A 16,256-nucleotide genomic window follows, 5' to 3' on the forward strand; every position below is an offset into this window, starting at 1 on the left:
AGCCCGTCGGGCCAGCATCACCCGGCAGACTGGGCCCATGGTGAAGCGATTCCTGCGCGCGATCGGCTCGTTGGTGCGGCCACGCCCGCGCCCCCGGACCGATACCGCGCGTACGCCCGCCCCTCCCGCCGCCGGCTATCCCGGCGACTTCCGCGGCCGCCCCCCGATCGAGTACGCGCCGGTCGAGGGGAAGCTGCCGGACCCCGGCGAGATCGTGTGGGCGTGGGTGCCGTACGAGGAGGACCACACGCGCGGCAAGGAGCGCCCGGTGCTGCTCATCGGCCGCGACGACCCGTGGCTGCTCGCCGTGCCCCTCACCAGCAAGGACCATGACCGCGACCGCGACCAGGAGGCGTCGCAGGGCCGGTTCTGGATCGACGTCGGCACCGGCGCCTGGGACCGCTCCGGCCGACCGAGCGAGGCCCGCACCAACCGCGTGATCCGCGTCGAGCCGGGCGCGGTCCGCCGGGCCGGCGTACGGCTGGACCGCCGGCGCTTCGACGCCGTGGCCGGTGAGATCCGCCAACATCTGACCTGACCGCGCGTCGGAACCGGCGGCGATCGGCCCGACACGGTAGAGTCGGTGTCTCTGCGGGCGTAGTTCAATAGAAGAACGTCACCCTTCCCGGGTGAAGACGCGAGTGCGATCCTTGCCGCCCGCTCCACTCACCAGCCGTGCGGAGTGCGCCATCAGGGCTCCCCCTGACCGCCCCCTCAACCCCGCCCCGGCCCCCTGACATGGGCCCCGTCCGCGTCCTACGGTGGATTCATGAGCACTCCCGAACCCCTCGACGTCGGACCGGCGGCCGGCGGCGACCTGCGCGCCAGTGATGCCGACCGCAACCAGGTGATCGACCTGCTCTCGGCCGCGTACGCGGAGGGGAGACTGACCGCCGACGAGCACGGCGACCGCGTCTCCATGGCCACGCGCGCGCGGACGTTCGACGACCTCGTCCCCCTGACGCGCGACCTGGTGCCGATCGGCGTCCCCCTTCCGGCGGCGACGACCCCGACCGCGACCCACGCGCCGGTCCCGGCCACCCAGGCGCCCCGGATGAACCGGGTCGCCACCCGGCCCCTCACCCTGGTCGGCGTCCTGGGCGGCGCGAGCCGCAAGGGCCACTGGCGAGTGCCGAGCGAGATCACCGCGTACTCGCTCATGGGCGGCGTCGAGCTCGACCTCACCGACGCCGAGTTCACCTCCGACACCGTCACGATCACGTCGTACGCCTGCATGGGCGGCATGGAGATCAAAGTTCCGGCCGGCGTCGACGTGCGCGACGAGACGATCGGCATCCTCGGGGGCTCCGAGGTCAAGCACATCGTCAACGGACCCGGGCCGGTCATCGTGCTCAAGGGCATCGCCATGATGGGCGGCGTCGAGATCACCGGTCCAGGCAAGCAGCTGGCCCGGGAACGCCGCCGCGAGCAACGGCGGCTGCAGCGCGGGCGCTGACCTCCGGCTTCGACTCGCTGCGCTCGCTCAGCCAACGCCGACCTGCGGCTTCGACTCGCTGCGCTCGCTCAGCCAACGCTGACCTGCGGCTTCGACTCGCTGCGCTCGCTCAGCCATCGGTTCGACTCGCTGCGCTCGCTCAGCCAACGCCGAGGTTCGCCCCCTGCGTACGCTGGGCCCATGCCTGACGCGCACGACGCCCTGTTCGCCCCACCCGGCGTCGCCTGGCGACCGATCTCCCCGCGCTGGCGCGACCTCAAACGCGTGAGCACGCCGCTGTCGTGGCTCATCGTGTTCGCCATCCCCGCAGTCACGCTCTGGCTGATCACGGCCGACTGGCGCTGGACCGCCCCCTTCGTCGTGGCCGGCCTCGCCCTCGCGGTCTGGCGATGCCTCGCGATGGGCGCGCTCTGGCGGTCCTGGGGGTACGCCGAGCTCGACGACGACCTGTGGGTCACCCGCGGGGTCATGTTCCGTCGGCTGACCGCCGTGCCCTACGGCCGCATGCAGGTCGTCGAGGTCGAGTCGGGACCCCTCGAGCGCGCGCTCGGGCTCGCCACCGTCAAGCTCGTCACGGCGTCGTCGTCGACCGACGCCACGATCCCGGGCCTGCCGCCGGACGAGGCCGCCGCGCTGCGCGACCGACTGACCGAGCGAGCCGAGACCCGGACGTCGGGCCTGTGAGCGAGCACCTGCCCGCGCCACCACCGGGTGGACTGGAGCCCCCGGGCCCACCCGGCCCACCCGGCCCATCCGGCCCGCCCGTCGCCAAGCAGACCGAGCGCCCCCACCCGCTGACGCCGCTCATCCGGGGCTGGGTGCTGCTGGTCGCCATCGCGATCGGCTTCGGCCGCGAGTTCCTGCCGAACCGCCAGTCGCGCGGCTCGCTTCCCGCCTGGGTGATCGTGGCCGGCATCATCGCCATCGCGGTCCTCGCCGCCCTGGCCTCGCTGGTGACCTGGTGGACGACCCGCTTCGTCATCGACGACGACGAGCTGCGCATCGAGACCGGCCTGCTCAACCGCTCCTCCAAGCGCATCGGCTTTCGCCGCGTGCAGTCGATCGACGTCATCCAGCCGCTCGCGGCGCGCATCTTCGGCCTCTGCGAGCTGCGCATCGAGGCCGGGGCCGGCGAGTCGGGGCTCACGCTGCGCTACCTCTCGCGCGCCAAGGCGTACGCCATCCGCGACTATCTCCTCCAACGGGCCCACGGCGTCGCGATCACCCGCGCCGAGTCGGAGGCCGGACCGCAGGCGTCGGCGTACGACGACCTCGCCGCCCACGACGAGATCCTCGTGCGTCTCACGCCGCAGCAGCTGATCCTGGGCCTGCTCACCTCGAGCGAGTTCCTGTGGTCGGCCGGGTTCCTCGCGGCCGCGCTCACCGCCTCGATCTGGTGGGACCAGGTGCTCGTCGCGGCCGGCGGTCTGATCCCGCTCGTGATCGGCGTGGTCACCCTGGTCAGCCGGCGGGTGATCGCGCAATACAACTACACGCTGGCGCGCACCGGTCGCGGACTGCGCATCACCCGCGGGCTGACCAACCTCACGAGCCAGTCCATCCCGGTCGACCGGGTGCAGGGCGTACGCATCCACCAGTCGTGGCTCTGGCGCGCCCTCGGGTTCCACCGGGTCGACATCGACGTGCTCGGCTACCAGGGCAACGACGACACCGACAACAGCTCGGCCGCGTCCAGCATGCTGTTCCCGGTCGCAAGCGCCGACCAGGTCCGCATCGCTCTGGCCCAGCTCCTCCCCGGCGTCGACACCGAGGCGATCTTCCTGCTCCAGGCGCCCGGCCGCGCCCGCTGGGTCGCGCCGATCGGCTGGTCGGCGCTGCGCCACGGCTTCGACGACCGCGTCCTCATCGCCGACTCCGGCCGCCTCGGCCACCAGCGCCTGATCGTGCCCCACGCGAAGACCCAGTCCGTACGCCTGGTCCAGGGCCCGATCCAGCGCCGGCTCCGCCTCGCCGACGTGTACGTCGACACGACCAACGGACCCGTACGCCTCCTCGCGGAACACCTGGACGCCGGAGTCGCGCGCGCTCTGATGGACGGACAGCTGCCGAGGGCCGCGTACGCACGGCGCCTCGAGGGCGATATCCTGCCGCAATGAACGACACCGTGGTCCTTGGCATCGACATCGGCGGCTCCGGCATCAAGGGGGCTCCGGTCGACCTCACGAAGGGCGACTTCGCGGCCGATCGCCTCCGCATCGACACCCCCTCCAAGTCGACCCCGAAGAACGTCGCGAAGGTCGTCAAGCAGATCGTCGAGCACTTCGGCGAGCTCTCGGCGACCGGCCCGATCGGCATCACGATCCCGGCGGTCGTGACCCACGGGCGTACGCGGTCGGCCGCCAACATCGACAAGTCGTGGATCGACTGCGAGGCCGAGAAGGTGTTCGAGGACGCGCTCGGCCGCGACGTCATGCTGGTCAACGACGCCGACGCCGCCGGCATGTGCGAGGTGAAATACGGAGCCGCGAAGGATCATCCGGGTCTGGTGCTGATGACCACGCTCGGCACCGGCATCGGCTCGGCGCTGATCTACAAGGGCGTGCTCGTGCCGAACTCCGAGCTCGGCCACCTCGAGATCGACGGCCACGACGCCGAGACCCAGGCGAGCTCGGGCGTGAAGGACAAGCTCGGCCTGTCCTACAAGGAGTGGGTGCCGCGCCTGCAGCGCTATTACGAGACGGTCGAGAAGCTGCTGTGGCCCGACCTGATCGTCGTCGGCGGCGGCGTGAGCAAGGACTCCGACAAATACCTGCCCCAGTTGAAGCTGAACGCGCCGATCATCCCGGCGGTCCACCGCAACAAAGCCGGCATCATCGGCGCGGCCTGGCTGGCGGAGGATCGTGCGGCGACGAGCACGTACGCGGGAACGGGGCTCGACCCCACGATCTGAGTCGGCGCGCGTGATCTGCGCCTCAATTCCTGACGAAACGGTAATCAGCCCCCGGCGTGACCCTTAGGATGTGCGCAGCGCCGCCGGGGTCGTCTTCTCCGTGGCGCGTGCCCAGACACCTGACCAGGGACGAGAGCCATGAGCACCAGCGTCGACAACGACAACGAGCTGTACCCCACGAATCCCCACGGACACGACATCCGCGGCGACCAGCCCCACCCGGCGAAGCCGAAGAAGGACCGCACCCACTTCCTCTACATCGCCGTGATCGCCGCCGTCGTCCTCGGCGTGATCTTCGGCCTCGTCGCCCCCCAGGCGGCCCAGGCCTGGAAGCCCGTCGGCGACGGCTTCGTGAACCTGATCAAGATGATCATCGCCCCGGTCATCTTCTGCACCATCGTGCTCGGCATCGGCTCGATCGCCAAGGCCGCGACAGTCGGCAAGGTGGGCGGCCTCGCCCTCGCGTACTTCATCGCGATGTCGACGTTCGCGCTGGCCATCGGCCTCGTCGTCGGCAACCTCGTCCACCCGGGCGAGGGCCTGGCGCCGAAGCCCTACACGCCGTCGAAGGGCGGCGCGGCGAACTCGACGGTCGACTTCATCCTCCACATCATCCCGCCGTCCATCCCGGTGCTGCCGACGCTGTTCGTCGCGCTGCTCGTGGGCTTCGCCATCCAGTCGATGGGTGAGCGCGGCAAGCCGATCCTCGAGTTCGTCGGCCACCTCCAGGCCGTGGTGTTCCGCATCCTCACGATGATCATGTGGGTCGCACCGCTGGGCGCGTTCGGCGCCATCGCGGCGGTCGTGGGCGCGACCGGCTGGGCCGCGGTGTCGGCGATGCTGGTGCTGATGGGCGGCTTCTATGCGACCTGCATCCTGTTCATCGTCGTCATCCTCGGCGGCCTGCTGAAGATGGTGACGGGGCTGAACATCTTCAAGCTGCTGCGCTACCTCGGCAAGGAATACCTGCTGATCTTCTCGACGTCGTCGTCCGAGACCGCGCTCCCGCGCCTCATCGCGAAGATGGAGCACGCGGGCGTCGGCAAGTCGGTCGTCGGCATCACCGTCCCCACCGGCTATTCGTTCAACCTCGACGGCACCGCGATCTATCTGACGATGTCGGCGCTGTTCGTGTCGAACGCCATGAAGATGCCGATGAGCATCAGCCAGCAGATCGGCCTGCTGCTGTTCATGATCATCGCCTCGAAGGGCGCGGCGGGCGTCACGGGCGCCGGTCTGGCGACGCTCGCGGCCGGCCTCCAGGCCCACAAGCCCGCTCTGCTGGGCGGCATGGGCGTCATCGTCGGCATCGACAAGTTCATGTCGGAGGCCCGCGCCCTGACGAACTTCACGGGCAACGCGGTGGCGACGCTGCTCATCGGCAAGTGGGTCGGGGAGTTCGACCGCGAGCGCGCCAATGACGTGCTGGACAAGAAGATCCCGTTCGACGAGACGACGATGCAGGCCCACTGACCCAACTTGTGCACCCGGGTGCGCAGGTTGGGTCGACACGCCGGGCCAATCACCCAACTTGCGCACACGCAACGACCGGCCGACCCCGCGTACGCTCCCTCCCATGCATCGCATCTTCACCCCGAGCTTCGCGTCGGTCTATCCCCACTACGTCACGAAGGTGGAGAGGAAAGGGCGCACGGTCGAGGAGCTCCACACGGTCATCGCGTGGCTCACCGGCTTCGACGAGGCGACGCTGCAGCAGCACCTGGCCGACGAGACCACGTTCGAGGGCTTCTTCTCGGCGGCGCGGATGAACCCCGGCGCGGCCCTGATCACCGGCTCGGTCTGCGGCGTACGCGTCCAGGACGTCGAGGACCCGCTGATGCAGAAGATCCGTTATCTCGACAAGCTCGTCGACGAGCTCGCGAAGGGCCGGCCGATGGAGAAGATCCTGCGTACCTGACAGAACATGTCTGCACGCTGCCGTGAGTACGCGGCAGCGTGCAGACACCTATCGGTACGCCTCAGCCCAGGTTGACCTTGGCACCCTTGGAGAAGAAGCCGTCCTTCAGGACGGCCTGCACAGGCTTCACGTCCTCCGGGACGTCGATGTAGACGATCCCCTTGAGCGTGTTGCCGGGGTTGATCGCCTCCAAGAACATGGCGCCATCCACGAGCCAGGTCTCGCTCGACGACTTATATTCGGCTCCGTTCGCGTCCAGAATCTTGATGTCGTCGTCCGACAGGCGGACCTGGCGCTTGCCGACGTTCTTCGCGGTCACCTTCAGCTGGCAGAACTTGCCCTGCGGCTCGATCTTCTGGAGCGGATCCGACACCTTCACGCCGCAGGCGAAGGACGTCACGGTGAACTGGATGTCGGAGCCCTGCACCGGCGTGTTGAGACCCACCGCGGCATCAGCCGGCTTCTTGGCCGGGGCCTGCGTGGCAGGAGCGGCAGGGGCCGGCGGCGCTGCCGGCGCCGGCGCCTGCGTCGCGGCCGGAGCCTGCGTCGCCGCCGGAGCCGGGGCCTGCGTCGCGGCCGGAGCCTGCGTACCACCGGCGGGCACCGCCGCAGGCGCCTGCGACGCGGCCGCCGGCTGACTCGCCGCCACCGGACTCGCCGATGCCGCCGGTGCCGCCCCCTCCGACCCCCCGCCACATCGACCCAGCAGCGACATGCCGACGATCCCCACGATCACCCAGAACCACCACTTCTTCGTCAGCGGCTTCTTCTGCTGCGGCGGCGGGCCCTGCGGCGCCATCTGCGGGGGGTACGCGGCGTACGCGGGGTTGCCCTGTTGGGGCTGGCCGAAGTTCTGGCCGGGCTGCTGCGGGGGCTGGTGCTGGGACATGCTGACTCCTGATGGTCGGCCGCCGGGTCCGGCGGGTACGACATGATGAGGGAATGATCATCACCGGACTCGTCCTCGCCGCTGCTGCGGCCGCCTTCCACGTCTTCATCTTCGCACTCGAGTCCCTCAAGTGGACCGAACCCGCGACCCGCAAGATCTTCGGCGTCGCCAGCGAGGCGGATGCTGTCACGATGAAGCAGCTGGCGTTCAACCAGGGCTTCTACAACCTGTTCCTCGCGCTCACGGCGCTGCTCGGCGTGGGCCTGGTCATCCTGGGCGCCGTCACGGTCGGCCTGACCCTCGTCTTCGCCGGCACCGGCATGATGCTCGCCGCTGCCCTCGTGCTGATCCTCTCCGACCGCTCCAAGGCGCGCGCCGCGATCATGCAGGGCACGCTTCCGCTGCTGGCCGTCGTCGTCACCGCGATCGGCGTCGCACTGAACTGAGCCGACCCATCGGGGGGTGACAGCGCCTCGCTCAGCCGCCACACTCGTGTGCATGGCTGAGTGGGTGCTGCACGTCGACATGGATCAGTTCATCGCAGCCGTCGAGGTGCTGCGCAGGCCCGAGCTGGCGGGTCTCCCCGTAATCGTCGGCGGGCGGGGAGATCCGACAGAGCGCGCGGTGGTCTCGACCGCGTCCTACGAAGCGCGCGCGTTCGGGATCGGCTCGGGGATGCCGCTCAAGATCGCTGCTCGCAAGGCCCCGGAGGGAGCGGTGTTCCTGCCCGTGGATCACGAGGCGTACGAGGCGGCGTCGCACGTCACATGCGTTCCGGCGCCTCGATCCCCAGCAGGCCCAGGCCCGCGCCCAGCACGTCGCGCGTCGCCGCGACCAGCCCGAGGCGAGAGGTCAGCACGTCGCCCTCCGACCGCAACACCGGGCACTGCTCGTAGAACGACGAGAACGCCGTCGCGACCTCGAAGAGGTAGGCGCACAGCTTGTGGGGCTGCAGGTTCTCGGCGAGCTCGGCGACGACCTCCCCATAGCGCGACAGCGCCATCGCGAGCGTCTGCTCGGCCGGCTCGTCGAGCACGGCGATCGGGCCCACGGCCGGGGCCGGCTCCAAAGCCTCGGCGTTGCGGAGCACCTGGCAGCAGCGCGCGTGGGCGTACTGCAGGTAGGGGCCGGTGTCGCCGGTCGTCCGGCTCATGCGCTCGGCGTCGAACACATAGTCCTTCTGCAGCCCCGACGACAGGTCGGCGTACTTGATCGCCGCCAGCGCGATCTCCGGCGCCGCGGCCTCCTCGGCCGCGTCCAGCAGGTCGACCAGCAGCGCCGCCGAGCCGTCGCGCGACTTCAGCGGGCGGTTGTCGTCGCCGAGGACCATGCCATAGCCGACGTGCTCGGCCGAGACCGTGTCGGGCAGCCAGCCGGCGCGGCGCGCGGCGCCGAACACGAGCTTGAAGTGGCCGCCCTGGCGGGCGTCGGTCACATAGATCATGCGGTCGGCGCCGATCTCGCGCACGCGGCGGCGTACGGCGGCGAGGTCGGTGGTGCCGTAGCCGTAGCCGCCGTCGCGCTTGCGGACGATCAGCGGGGCCTCGAAGCCCTCGACGAAGACCACGAGCGCGCCGTCGTCGATGACGCCGACGCCCGACTCCTCGAGCTCGGCGCACACGCTGGCGAGGTCGGCGTTGTAGGTCGACTCCCCGGCGAGGTCGGCGTCGGTGAGCTTGACGTTCAACCGTGCGTACGCGGCGTTGAAGCCCGCCTTGGACACGTCCATCAGCTGGTGCCAGATCGCGAGCGACTCCTCGTCACCGCCCTGGAAGATCGAGACGCGGGCCCGGGCGCGGGCGGCGAACTCCTCGTCGTCCTTGAAGTGCTGGTTCGCGCGCTTGTAGAGGGCGTCGGCCTCGGCGAGCGTGAGGGTGGAGGCGTCGAGGCCCTCGTCGAGGATCTGCTCGATGAGCATGCCGAACTGGCGGCCCCAGTCGCCGATGTGGTTCTGGGGCACGACGGTGTGGCCGACGGCGGTCAGGACGCGGTTGAAACAGTCGCCGATGATGGTCGTACGCAGGTGGCCGACGTGCATCTGCTTCGCCACGTTCGGGGCCGAATAGTCGATGACGACGGTCTTCGGCTCGGCGGCGGGGACGACGCCGTGGCGGGGGTCGTCCAGCACCGACTGGGCCGTGCGGGCGAGCACGTCGTTGCGGAGCCGGAAGTTGATGAACCCCGGGCCCGCGACCTCGAGCGGCTCGCACAGGTCGGCGACGTCGAGCTCGTCGACGATGCGCTGGGCCACCTCGCGGGGCGGCCTGCCCTCCTGCTTCGCCAGACGCAGGGCCACGTTGGACTGGAAGTGGCCGAACTGGGGCTTGGTGGCGGCGCGCAGCTCGGGGTCGGCGCCGGCGACGGCGAGGACCCGGGCGGCGAGCTCGGAGGGCAGTGAAGACATGTGACCCATTCTTCCACGGGTCCCGCGTACGCCCGGCCGCATTTCGTCTCGTGCCGACCCCCGCCGAGGGAACAAACCGACCATGCGGTTTGCTGTCATGGAGGAAGACCCGTTCGACCACTGAGGAGTGACCATGACGCAGGTTCCCACCATCACCCTGAACGACGGCACCACCATCCCCCAGCTCGGCTTCGGCGTGTGGCAGGTCTCCGGCGACGACATCGTCGACGCCGTGAGCACCGCCCTGGAGGTCGGCTACCGCCACATCGACACCGCCGCCATCTACGGCAACGAGGAGGGCGTCGGCGAGGCCATCAAGAAGTCCGGCATCGCCCGCGACGAGCTCTTCGTCACCACCAAGCTGTGGAACAACCGCCACGACGACGCGAAGGCCGCGCTCACCGAGTCGCTCGGCAAGCTCGGCCTCGACCACGTCGACCTCTATCTCACCCACTGGCCGGTGCCGCAGCAGGACAAGTACCTCGAGGCGTGGCTGTCGATGGAGAAGCTGCAGGCCGAGGGCCTGACGCGCTCGATCGGCGTGTCGAACCACCAGAAGGACCACCTCGAGAAGGTCCTCGACCAGGCCACCGTCACCCCCGCGGTGAACCAGATCGAGATCCACCCGACGTTCGCGCAGCGCGAGCTGGTGGCGTTCAACGACTCCCACGGCATCCGCACCGAGGCGTGGAGCCCGCTCGGCCAGGCGCAGGACCTCGAGTCCGACGAGGTCACCTCGATCGCCGAGGCCGTGGGGCGTACGCCGGGCCAGGTCGTGCTGCGCTGGCACATCCAGCGCGGGCTGATCGTGTTCCCGAAGTCGGTGACGCCGGAGCGCATCCGCTCGAACTTCGCCATCTTCGACTTCGAGCTGTCGGCCGACCAGATGAAGGCCATCGACGGGCTGGACGCGGGCAACCGCATCGGGGCGGACCCGGACACGATGAACAACGTGTGACGTGTGACGCTCCCGTGTGACGTGTGAAAAGTGCACACGTGCGCGCAGAACGCTGCCTGGGTCGGAGTCGGCTCGGCGTGTCTGGCGCACGTGTGCACTTTGCGCGTTCTGGGCGCGGCGGCCGACGCCCCGTACGCTGGCCCTCGACATGACGACATCTCTCCTCCTCCTCGCCCTCACGATCGCGCTGATCCTCGCCAACGGGTTCTTCGTCGCCGCCGAGTTCGCGCTCGTGACGGTTGACCGCACCGCTGTACGCCGGGCCGCTGACGGCGGTGACGCCAGCGCAGAGTCGGTCGGCAAGGCGCTCAAGACGCTGTCGACGCAGCTGTCGGGCTGCCAGCTCGGCATCACGGTGACCAGCCTGATCGTCGGCTACATCGCCGAGCCGGCCATCGCCGAGCTGCTCCGCCCGGGGTTGGCCGCCGCCGGACTGCCCGAGGCCACGTCGGTCGCCGTCGCGGTCACCGGCGCCTTCGTCATCGCCACGATCACCCAGATGGTCTTCGGCGAGCTCGTCCCCAAGAACTGGGCCATCGCCGAGCCGCTGCGCCTCGCGCGCTGGGTCGCGACGCCCCACCGCGCCCTCTCGGCCGCCACGAAGCCGCTCCTTGTCGCGTTCAACGGCGCGGCCAACGTGCTCGTCCGACTGCTCGGCGTCACGCCGCAGGAGGAGCTCGCGTCGGGGCGCTCGGTCCAGGAGCTCAGTGCGCTCGCCCAGCGCTCGGCCCGCGAGGGCACCATCGACCCCGACCTCGCCCACCACCAGCGAGCACAGGGTGATGCCGAGCTGGGCGCCGGCCATCATCAACGAGACCTGCGTCGAGCACGGGTTCTCGCGCTTCCCCGTGGTGGACGACGACGGCCACTGGGTCGGCTATGTGCACGTGAAGGACGCGCTGGCGTTGGGCGACGACCGCGCCGACGAGCCGTTGGCCGATGACGTGATCCGGCCGCTGGCGACCGTGCGGCGCGACGACCCGGTGCGGGACGTGCTGTCGCGCATGCAGAAGGTGGAGTCACACCTGGCCGTCGTCACCGACGAGGACGGCGAGGTCGTCGGCACCGCGATGCTCGAGGACGTGGTCGAGCTGATGATCGGCGAGGTGCGCGACGCGGGGCAGGAGACGCGGCGATAGGTGCGTTCGCGGGGCGATGGCGATTGCCGGTCGTTGATGACCGACGATCGTCATGTCCTCGACGAGGGGCGCGCGAATCCGTGACGATCGTCGGGGGTGTACCCACGACGATCTGCATGGTCGGCCAGCGGTGCCTCGGGCAGCCCTGCGCTGACCGCTCGGTTCGGGCATGATGGGGCCGTCGACGTCGACGCCCGACCCGGAGGAACCATGGCTCACCAGCAGCCCCTGCACCAGCTCGTCACCTCGGTGGCGGCCCCCACACTCGTGCTGTCCCGTCCGAGCGGCGACTTCGGCAGCGGTGACCTCTGGCCCGCCGGTGGCGAGGGCATCTATCACGCGGACCAGCGCGTGCTGGCGGTCGGCCGGCTGACGGTCGACGGCCGTCCCCCCGTCGCCCTGGCCCATCACGCGCGAGACGGCCACGCGGTGTTCAGCTCGCTGGCGCTGGTCGCGACCGAGAATCCGATGCAGGACCCGCAGCTGCGGATCGACCGGCGCCGCGTCGTCACGCCCGGGACGGTGCGCGAGGAGCTGACCGTCAGCTCGATGGCCGACGAGGAGTCGAGGTTCACCCTTGAGCTGCGCCTCGGCACCGACGGGGCGTCGATGAGTGAGGTGCGCGCGGGCGACGACCGCGAGTTGGTGCCCCATGACGCGCGGGAGATCGGCGGCGGGGTGCAGTGGACCCGGGGTGAGGCGACCTACCGGCTCGCGGGTCCCGGGGCGATCATCGACCTCGTCGACCCGACCATGATCACGCTGCGCTGGCTGGGAACGCTCGCGCCCCACGCGACGACGGAGCTGGCGTACAACCTCGAGTGCGACGACCCCGGTGGCGCGGTCGTCGCGGCGAGGGGTGAGGGGCTCGACGTCGCCGGTATCAGCGAGCGACTGGTCGAGGGCACCGACCCGGCCGTGCGCGAGGCCGCCGCCGACTGGCTGACCCAGTCGCTGCACGACCTCAACGGCCTGCGGATGGCGACCGCCGCCCGCCCCGACGACGCGTTCTTCGCCGCCGGTTCCCCCTGGTATCTCACCCTCTTCGGCCGCGACTCGCTGTGGACCGCGCGCTTCCTGGTCGGTGTCGACCTCGCCCACGCGGCCTCGACCCTGCGTACGCTGGCCGCGCTGCAGGGGACGAAGGACGATCCGGAGGCGGCCGAGCAGCCCGGCAAGATCATGCACGAGCTGCGGCGGGCGACCCTGGCGTACGGGTCGCTGCAGCTGCCGCCGCTCTATTTCGGCACAATCGACGCCACCGCGCTGTGGGTCTGTCTGCTGGTGGACGCCTGGCGGGCCGGGCTGCCGGAGGCGGAGGTGCGGGCGTTGCTGCCGAACCTGCGCGCGGCGCTCGCCTGGATCACCGGGCCGGCGGACGCGGACGGCGACGGGTTCGCCGAGTACATCGACACGACCGGCCACGGGCTCGCGAACCAGGGCTGGAAGGACTCCGCCGACGCGGTGAGGTTCCACGACGGGCGCCAGGCGGTCGGCCCGGTGGCGCTGTGCGAGGTGCAGGGGTACGCGTACGAGGCGGTGATGGGGGCGGCGGAGTTGCTGGACGCCCTCGGAGGGAACGACTCGAACGCTCTCCGAGCGAGCGAGGACCCCAACGCTCTCCGAGCGAGCGAGGACCCCCACGCTCTCCGAGCCAGCGCCAGCGAGACGAGGAGCGCCCTCCACGAGACCCAGACCCTCCGCGACTGGGCCCACCACCTCCGCGAGCGCTTCCATGATCAGTTCTGGGTCGGCGAGGGCGATGACCGGTTCGTCGCGCTGGCCCTCGACGGCGACAAGCGACCGGTCGACTCGGTGACCTCGAACATGGGCCACCTCATCGGCACCGGCATCCTGTCGCCCGACGAGGAGCGCCTGCTGGCGCGGCGGCTGGTCGCCGACGACATGGCGTCCCCGCTCGGCCTGCGGACGATGTCGGACCATGATCAGGGATATTCGCCCCTCAGCTACCACTGCGGCTCGGTGTGGCCCCACGACACCGCCGTGGTGATCATGGGCATGCTGCGGGCCGGGCTGACCGACGAGGCCGGCGTACTCGCCCGTGGGCTGTTGCGCGCCGCCCGCTCCTGGGACAACCGCCTGCCGGAGCTGTGGTCGGGCGAGGACGCGAAGGTGCCCTACCCGGCGGCGTGCCGTCCACAGGCGTGGTCGGCGGCGGCGGCCGTAGTGGCCGTGCGGGCCCTGTGACCGGCGCCTGAGCCCTCAGTGCAGCGCGTCCTCCACGCCCGTCTCGTGGCGGCCGAGGGTCGGCGTACGCCGGCTCAGCACGTCCCAGAACGTCTTGAGGTTCGCCGGCACCTCGCGCGCCCGGCCGATCGGATAGAAGTTCGTGCCCCGCTGGCTCGTGTCGCCGACGCCGACCGCCTCGACCCCGACCATGCGGCACGTCGCGATCGCGCGCGGCACGTGATAGTCCTGCGACACGATCGTCAGCCGGTCGACCCCGAAGATCTTCTGGGCCCGCACGCACGAGTCGTAGGTGTCGAAGCCCGCATAGTCGGCCACGACCTGGGTCGCCGGGACCCCCGCGCGGATGAGGTAGTTCCGCATGCCGTCCGGCTCGTTGTAGTGGTCCACCCCGTTGTCGCCAGACACCAGCAGGGCCCGCACCTTGCCGGCGCGGAACAGCTCGACGGCCAGGTCGAGGCGCCCCTTCAGGAACGGCGACGGCGTCCCGTCGGGATAGATCTGCGCGCCCAGGACCAGGGCCACGTCACCCTTCGCCACCGATTCCACCGTGTGCTGGCGGCCGGCCGCGTACGCCTGCACGACCAGCCACGGTACGCCGACCCCCGCGACCGCCAGCCCGGCCAGGGTCGCGGCCGCGACCACGAGCCGCCGACGCAGGGTCACCGTCGGTGCTCGAGGTAATAGTCGATCAAGGAACGCGTCGACGGGTCCTGCGCCGCGAGTGCGTCGGCGTCGCCTCCGACAGCCGGGGTGACCTCCTTGGCGAGCTGCTTGCCGAGCTCGACGCCCCACTGGTCGAACGAGTCGATGCCCCACACGACGCCCTGGGTGAAGGTGATGTGCTCATAGAGCGCGATCAGCTGGCCGAGCACCGACGGCGACAGCTCCGGCGCCATGATCGACGTCGTCGGGCGATTGCCGGCGAACACCCGCGCGGGCACGATCGCCTCGTCGGTGCCCTCGGCCCGCACCTCGTCGGCGGTCTTGCCGAACGCCAGCGCCTTGGTCTGGGCGAAGAAGTTCGCGAGGAACAGCTCGTGGACGTCCTGGTCGCCGTCGCGCGTCGGGTGGGCCGGGTTGGCCACGGCGATGAAGTCGGCCGGGATGAGCTGGGTGCCCTGGTGGATCAGCTGATAGAACGCGTGCTGGCCGTTGGTGCCGGGCTCGCCCCAGAAGACCTCGCCGGTGTCGGTCGTGACGGGGCTGCCGTCCCAGCGTACGGACTTGCCGTTGGATTCCATGGTCAACTGCTGGAGGTACGCGGGGAAGCGGTGGAGATATTGCGCGTACGGGAGGACGGCGTGCGTACGCGCCTGCCAGAAGTTGCCGTACCAGACGTTGAGCAGGCCCATCAGGGCGGGCACGTTCTGGTCGATCGGGGCGGCGCGGAAGTGCTCGTCCATGGCGTGGAAACCGGCGAGCAGCTCGCGGAAGCGCTCGGGACCGATGAAGATCGCGATGGCCGTGCCGATCACGGAATCGACCGAATAGCGGCCGCCGACCCAGTCCCAGAAGCCGAAGGCGTTGTCGGGGTCGATGCCGAACTCGGCGACCTTGTCGAGCGCGGTGGAGACAGCGACGAAGTGTTGGGCCACGGCACGCGACTCGGCGTCGTCGCCGCCGAGCGCGTTCTGCTCGCGGAGGCTGTCGAGCAGCCAGGCGCGGGCGGAGCGGGCGTTCGTCAGGGTCTCGAGCGTCGTGAACGTCTTCGAGGCGACGATGAACAGCGTGGTCTCGGGGTCGAGCCCGAACAGCTTCTCGGCGCAGTCGGTGGGGTCGATGTTGGAGATGAACCGGCACTCAAGACCCAGTTGGCCGTAGGGCTTCAGCGCCTCATAGACCATGACCGGACCAAGATCAGATCCACCGATGCCGATGTTGACCACGGTCTCGATGGCGCGGCCCGTGATGCCGGTCCACTGGCCCGAGCGAACCTGGTCGGCGAAGGCATACATCTTGTCGAGCTCGGCGTGGACGTCGGCGACGACGTCCTGGCCCTCGACCTCAAGCTCGGCGTCGCGCGGCAGGCGGAGCGCGGTGTGAAGCACCGAGCGGTTCTCGGTCACGTTGATGCGGTCGCCGCGGAACATGGCATCGCGGTGCTCGGGCAGCCCGACCTCGTGGGCCAGGCCGATGAGGGCGCCGGCGATGCGCGGGGTGAGGAAGTTCTTCGACAGGTCGACGTGGAGGTCGCCCGCGGTGAGGGTGAGGTGCTTGGCCCGGTCGGGGTCGACCTCGAACCACTGCCGCAGGTCGGGGGTGAAGTCACGGCGCAGGCGGGTGAGCTCCTGCCAGGCGGGGGTGGTGGTGGCATCGACGGGCTTCTGCATGGCCCCATGCTATGCGGGGCGTACGCGGTCTCGCGGCGGG

The 16,256-nt window shown here is 70.2% G+C and carries 16 protein-coding genes, 1 tRNA gene and 1 pseudogene; 14 read left to right on the forward strand and 4 right to left on the reverse strand.

Annotated elements, in window-relative coordinates:
* The first annotated feature begins 37 nt into the window (after window positions 1–37).
* The 8 genes from ACYVAG_RS13215 (at window position 38) to ACYVAG_RS13250 (ending at window position 6,285) form a co-directional block, all read left to right on the forward strand.
* Window positions 38–538, forward strand: a complete 501-nt coding sequence (locus ACYVAG_RS13215) for a type II toxin-antitoxin system PemK/MazF family toxin (RefSeq protein ID WP_460770360.1) — start codon at window positions 38–40, stop codon at window positions 536–538.
* A 53-nt stretch (window positions 539–591) separates the two neighbouring features.
* Window positions 592–665: transfer RNA gene (locus ACYVAG_RS13220), tRNA-Gly, on the forward strand.
* 104 nt (window positions 666–769) lie between these two features.
* Window positions 770–1,456: a DUF1707 SHOCT-like domain-containing protein gene (locus ACYVAG_RS13225; protein ID WP_460770361.1), complete on the forward strand. Its 687-nt coding sequence runs from the start codon at window positions 770–772 to the stop codon at window positions 1,454–1,456.
* Window positions 1,457–1,636: 180 nt separating this feature from the next.
* On the forward strand, window positions 1,637–2,140 hold the full coding sequence (locus tag ACYVAG_RS13230; RefSeq protein ID WP_460770363.1) for a PH domain-containing protein: 504 nt from the start codon (window positions 1,637–1,639) through the stop codon (window positions 2,138–2,140).
* Window positions 2,137–3,573: a PH domain-containing protein gene (locus tag ACYVAG_RS13235; protein WP_460770365.1), complete on the forward strand. Its 1,437-nt coding sequence runs from the start codon at window positions 2,137–2,139 to the stop codon at window positions 3,571–3,573. Before ACYVAG_RS13230 ends, ACYVAG_RS13235 begins: the two co-directional genes overlap by 4 nt.
* A complete protein-coding gene (gene ppgK / locus ACYVAG_RS13240) occupies window positions 3,570–4,367 on the forward strand; it encodes a polyphosphate--glucose phosphotransferase (RefSeq protein ID WP_460770367.1) in 798 nt (265 codons plus the stop codon). Before ACYVAG_RS13235 ends, ppgK begins: the two co-directional genes overlap by 4 nt.
* 138 nt (window positions 4,368–4,505) lie before the next feature.
* Window positions 4,506–5,840: a cation:dicarboxylate symporter family transporter gene (locus tag ACYVAG_RS13245; RefSeq protein ID WP_460770369.1), complete on the forward strand. Its 1,335-nt coding sequence runs from the start codon at window positions 4,506–4,508 to the stop codon at window positions 5,838–5,840.
* Between the two features lie 103 nt (window positions 5,841–5,943).
* The gene (locus ACYVAG_RS13250) at window positions 5,944–6,285 is read left to right on the forward strand and encodes a DUF2200 domain-containing protein (protein ID WP_460770371.1); all 342 of its coding nucleotides are present in this window, start codon (window positions 5,944–5,946) and stop codon (window positions 6,283–6,285) included.
* 61 nt (window positions 6,286–6,346) lie between these two features.
* Here ACYVAG_RS13250 and ACYVAG_RS13255 read toward each other — a convergent pair whose 3' ends face one another.
* On the reverse strand, window positions 6,347–7,174 hold the full coding sequence (locus ACYVAG_RS13255) for a DUF4352 domain-containing protein (protein ID WP_460770373.1): 828 nt from the start codon (window positions 7,172–7,174) through the stop codon (window positions 6,347–6,349).
* A gap of 53 nt (window positions 7,175–7,227) precedes the next feature.
* Here ACYVAG_RS13255 and ACYVAG_RS13260 point away from each other — a divergent pair, with 53 nt between their 5' ends.
* Both ACYVAG_RS13260 and ACYVAG_RS13265 read left to right on the forward strand, forming a co-directional pair.
* Complete coding sequence (locus ACYVAG_RS13260) at window positions 7,228–7,620, forward strand: DUF1304 domain-containing protein (RefSeq protein ID WP_460770375.1); 393 nt, start codon at window positions 7,228–7,230, stop codon at window positions 7,618–7,620.
* Window positions 7,621–7,699: 79 nt separating this feature from the next.
* A pseudogene (locus ACYVAG_RS13265) lies at window positions 7,700–7,924 on the forward strand (Y-family DNA polymerase); the annotation flags it as partial.
* A gap of 13 nt (window positions 7,925–7,937) precedes the next feature.
* Here the strand turns inward: ACYVAG_RS13265 and argS are convergent.
* Window positions 7,938–9,578 carry an arginine--tRNA ligase gene (gene argS, locus ACYVAG_RS13270; protein ID WP_460770377.1) on the reverse strand — a complete coding sequence of 547 codons (1,641 nt, stop codon included), beginning with the start codon at window positions 9,576–9,578 and terminating at the stop codon, window positions 7,938–7,940.
* A 133-nt stretch (window positions 9,579–9,711) separates the two neighbouring features.
* On the opposite strand from argS, the gene ACYVAG_RS13275 reads away from it, so the two are divergent.
* From ACYVAG_RS13275 to ACYVAG_RS13290, 4 genes are all read left to right on the forward strand, one after another.
* Complete coding sequence (locus ACYVAG_RS13275; protein WP_460770379.1) at window positions 9,712–10,536, forward strand: aldo/keto reductase; 825 nt, start codon at window positions 9,712–9,714, stop codon at window positions 10,534–10,536.
* A 148-nt stretch (window positions 10,537–10,684) separates the two neighbouring features.
* Window positions 10,685–11,479: a CNNM domain-containing protein gene (locus tag ACYVAG_RS13280; RefSeq protein ID WP_460770380.1), complete on the forward strand. Its 795-nt coding sequence runs from the start codon at window positions 10,685–10,687 to the stop codon at window positions 11,477–11,479.
* Window positions 11,388–11,675 (forward strand): CBS domain-containing protein, encoded by a 288-nt coding sequence (locus ACYVAG_RS13285; RefSeq protein WP_460770382.1) that lies wholly within the window; start codon window positions 11,388–11,390, stop codon window positions 11,673–11,675. The genes ACYVAG_RS13280 and ACYVAG_RS13285 overlap by 92 nt, the downstream gene beginning before the upstream one ends.
* Before the next feature lie 210 nt (window positions 11,676–11,885).
* A complete protein-coding gene (locus ACYVAG_RS13290; RefSeq protein WP_460770383.1) occupies window positions 11,886–13,883 on the forward strand; it encodes a glycogen debranching N-terminal domain-containing protein in 1,998 nt (665 codons plus the stop codon).
* 15 nt (window positions 13,884–13,898) lie between these two features.
* On the opposite strand, the gene ACYVAG_RS13295 is transcribed toward ACYVAG_RS13290, so the two are convergent.
* Both ACYVAG_RS13295 and pgi read right to left on the reverse strand, forming a co-directional pair.
* On the reverse strand, window positions 13,899–14,549 hold the full coding sequence (locus tag ACYVAG_RS13295) for a SanA/YdcF family protein (protein ID WP_460770385.1): 651 nt from the start codon (window positions 14,547–14,549) through the stop codon (window positions 13,899–13,901).
* Window positions 14,546–16,216 carry a glucose-6-phosphate isomerase gene (pgi, locus tag ACYVAG_RS13300; protein WP_460770387.1) on the reverse strand — a complete coding sequence of 557 codons (1,671 nt, stop codon included), beginning with the start codon at window positions 16,214–16,216 and terminating at the stop codon, window positions 14,546–14,548. Before pgi ends, ACYVAG_RS13295 begins: the two co-directional genes overlap by 4 nt.
* Window positions 16,217–16,256: the final 40 nt, after the last annotated feature.

Source organism: Mariniluteicoccus flavus (assembly GCF_054776655.1).

Excerpts from the sequence above, each read along its gene's own strand:
- ACYVAG_RS13215 (WP_460770360.1), top strand. The coding sequence starts at position 38 with ATGGTGAAGCGATTCCTGCGCGCGATCGGCTCGTTGGTGCGGCCACGC.
- ACYVAG_RS13225 (WP_460770361.1), top strand. The coding sequence starts at position 770 with ATGAGCACTCCCGAACCCCTCGACGTCGGACCGGCGGCCGGCGGCGAC.
- ACYVAG_RS13230 (WP_460770363.1), top strand. The coding sequence starts at position 1,637 with ATGCCTGACGCGCACGACGCCCTGTTCGCCCCACCCGGCGTCGCCTGG.
- ppgK (WP_460770367.1), top strand. The coding sequence starts at position 3,570 with ATGAACGACACCGTGGTCCTTGGCATCGACATCGGCGGCTCCGGCATC.
- ACYVAG_RS13245 (WP_460770369.1), top strand. The coding sequence starts at position 4,506 with ATGAGCACCAGCGTCGACAACGACAACGAGCTGTACCCCACGAATCCC.
- ACYVAG_RS13250 (WP_460770371.1), top strand. The coding sequence starts at position 5,944 with ATGCATCGCATCTTCACCCCGAGCTTCGCGTCGGTCTATCCCCACTAC.
- ACYVAG_RS13255 (WP_460770373.1), bottom strand. The coding sequence starts at position 7,174 with ATGTCCCAGCACCAGCCCCCGCAGCAGCCCGGCCAGAACTTCGGCCAG.
- ACYVAG_RS13260 (WP_460770375.1), top strand. The coding sequence starts at position 7,228 with ATGATCATCACCGGACTCGTCCTCGCCGCTGCTGCGGCCGCCTTCCAC.
- argS (WP_460770377.1), bottom strand. The coding sequence starts at position 9,578 with ATGTCTTCACTGCCCTCCGAGCTCGCCGCCCGGGTCCTCGCCGTCGCC.
- ACYVAG_RS13275 (WP_460770379.1), top strand. The coding sequence starts at position 9,712 with ATGACGCAGGTTCCCACCATCACCCTGAACGACGGCACCACCATCCCC.
- ACYVAG_RS13280 (WP_460770380.1), top strand. The coding sequence starts at position 10,685 with ATGACGACATCTCTCCTCCTCCTCGCCCTCACGATCGCGCTGATCCTC.
- ACYVAG_RS13290 (WP_460770383.1), top strand. The coding sequence starts at position 11,886 with ATGGCTCACCAGCAGCCCCTGCACCAGCTCGTCACCTCGGTGGCGGCC.
- pgi (WP_460770387.1), bottom strand. The coding sequence starts at position 16,216 with ATGCAGAAGCCCGTCGATGCCACCACCACCCCCGCCTGGCAGGAGCTC.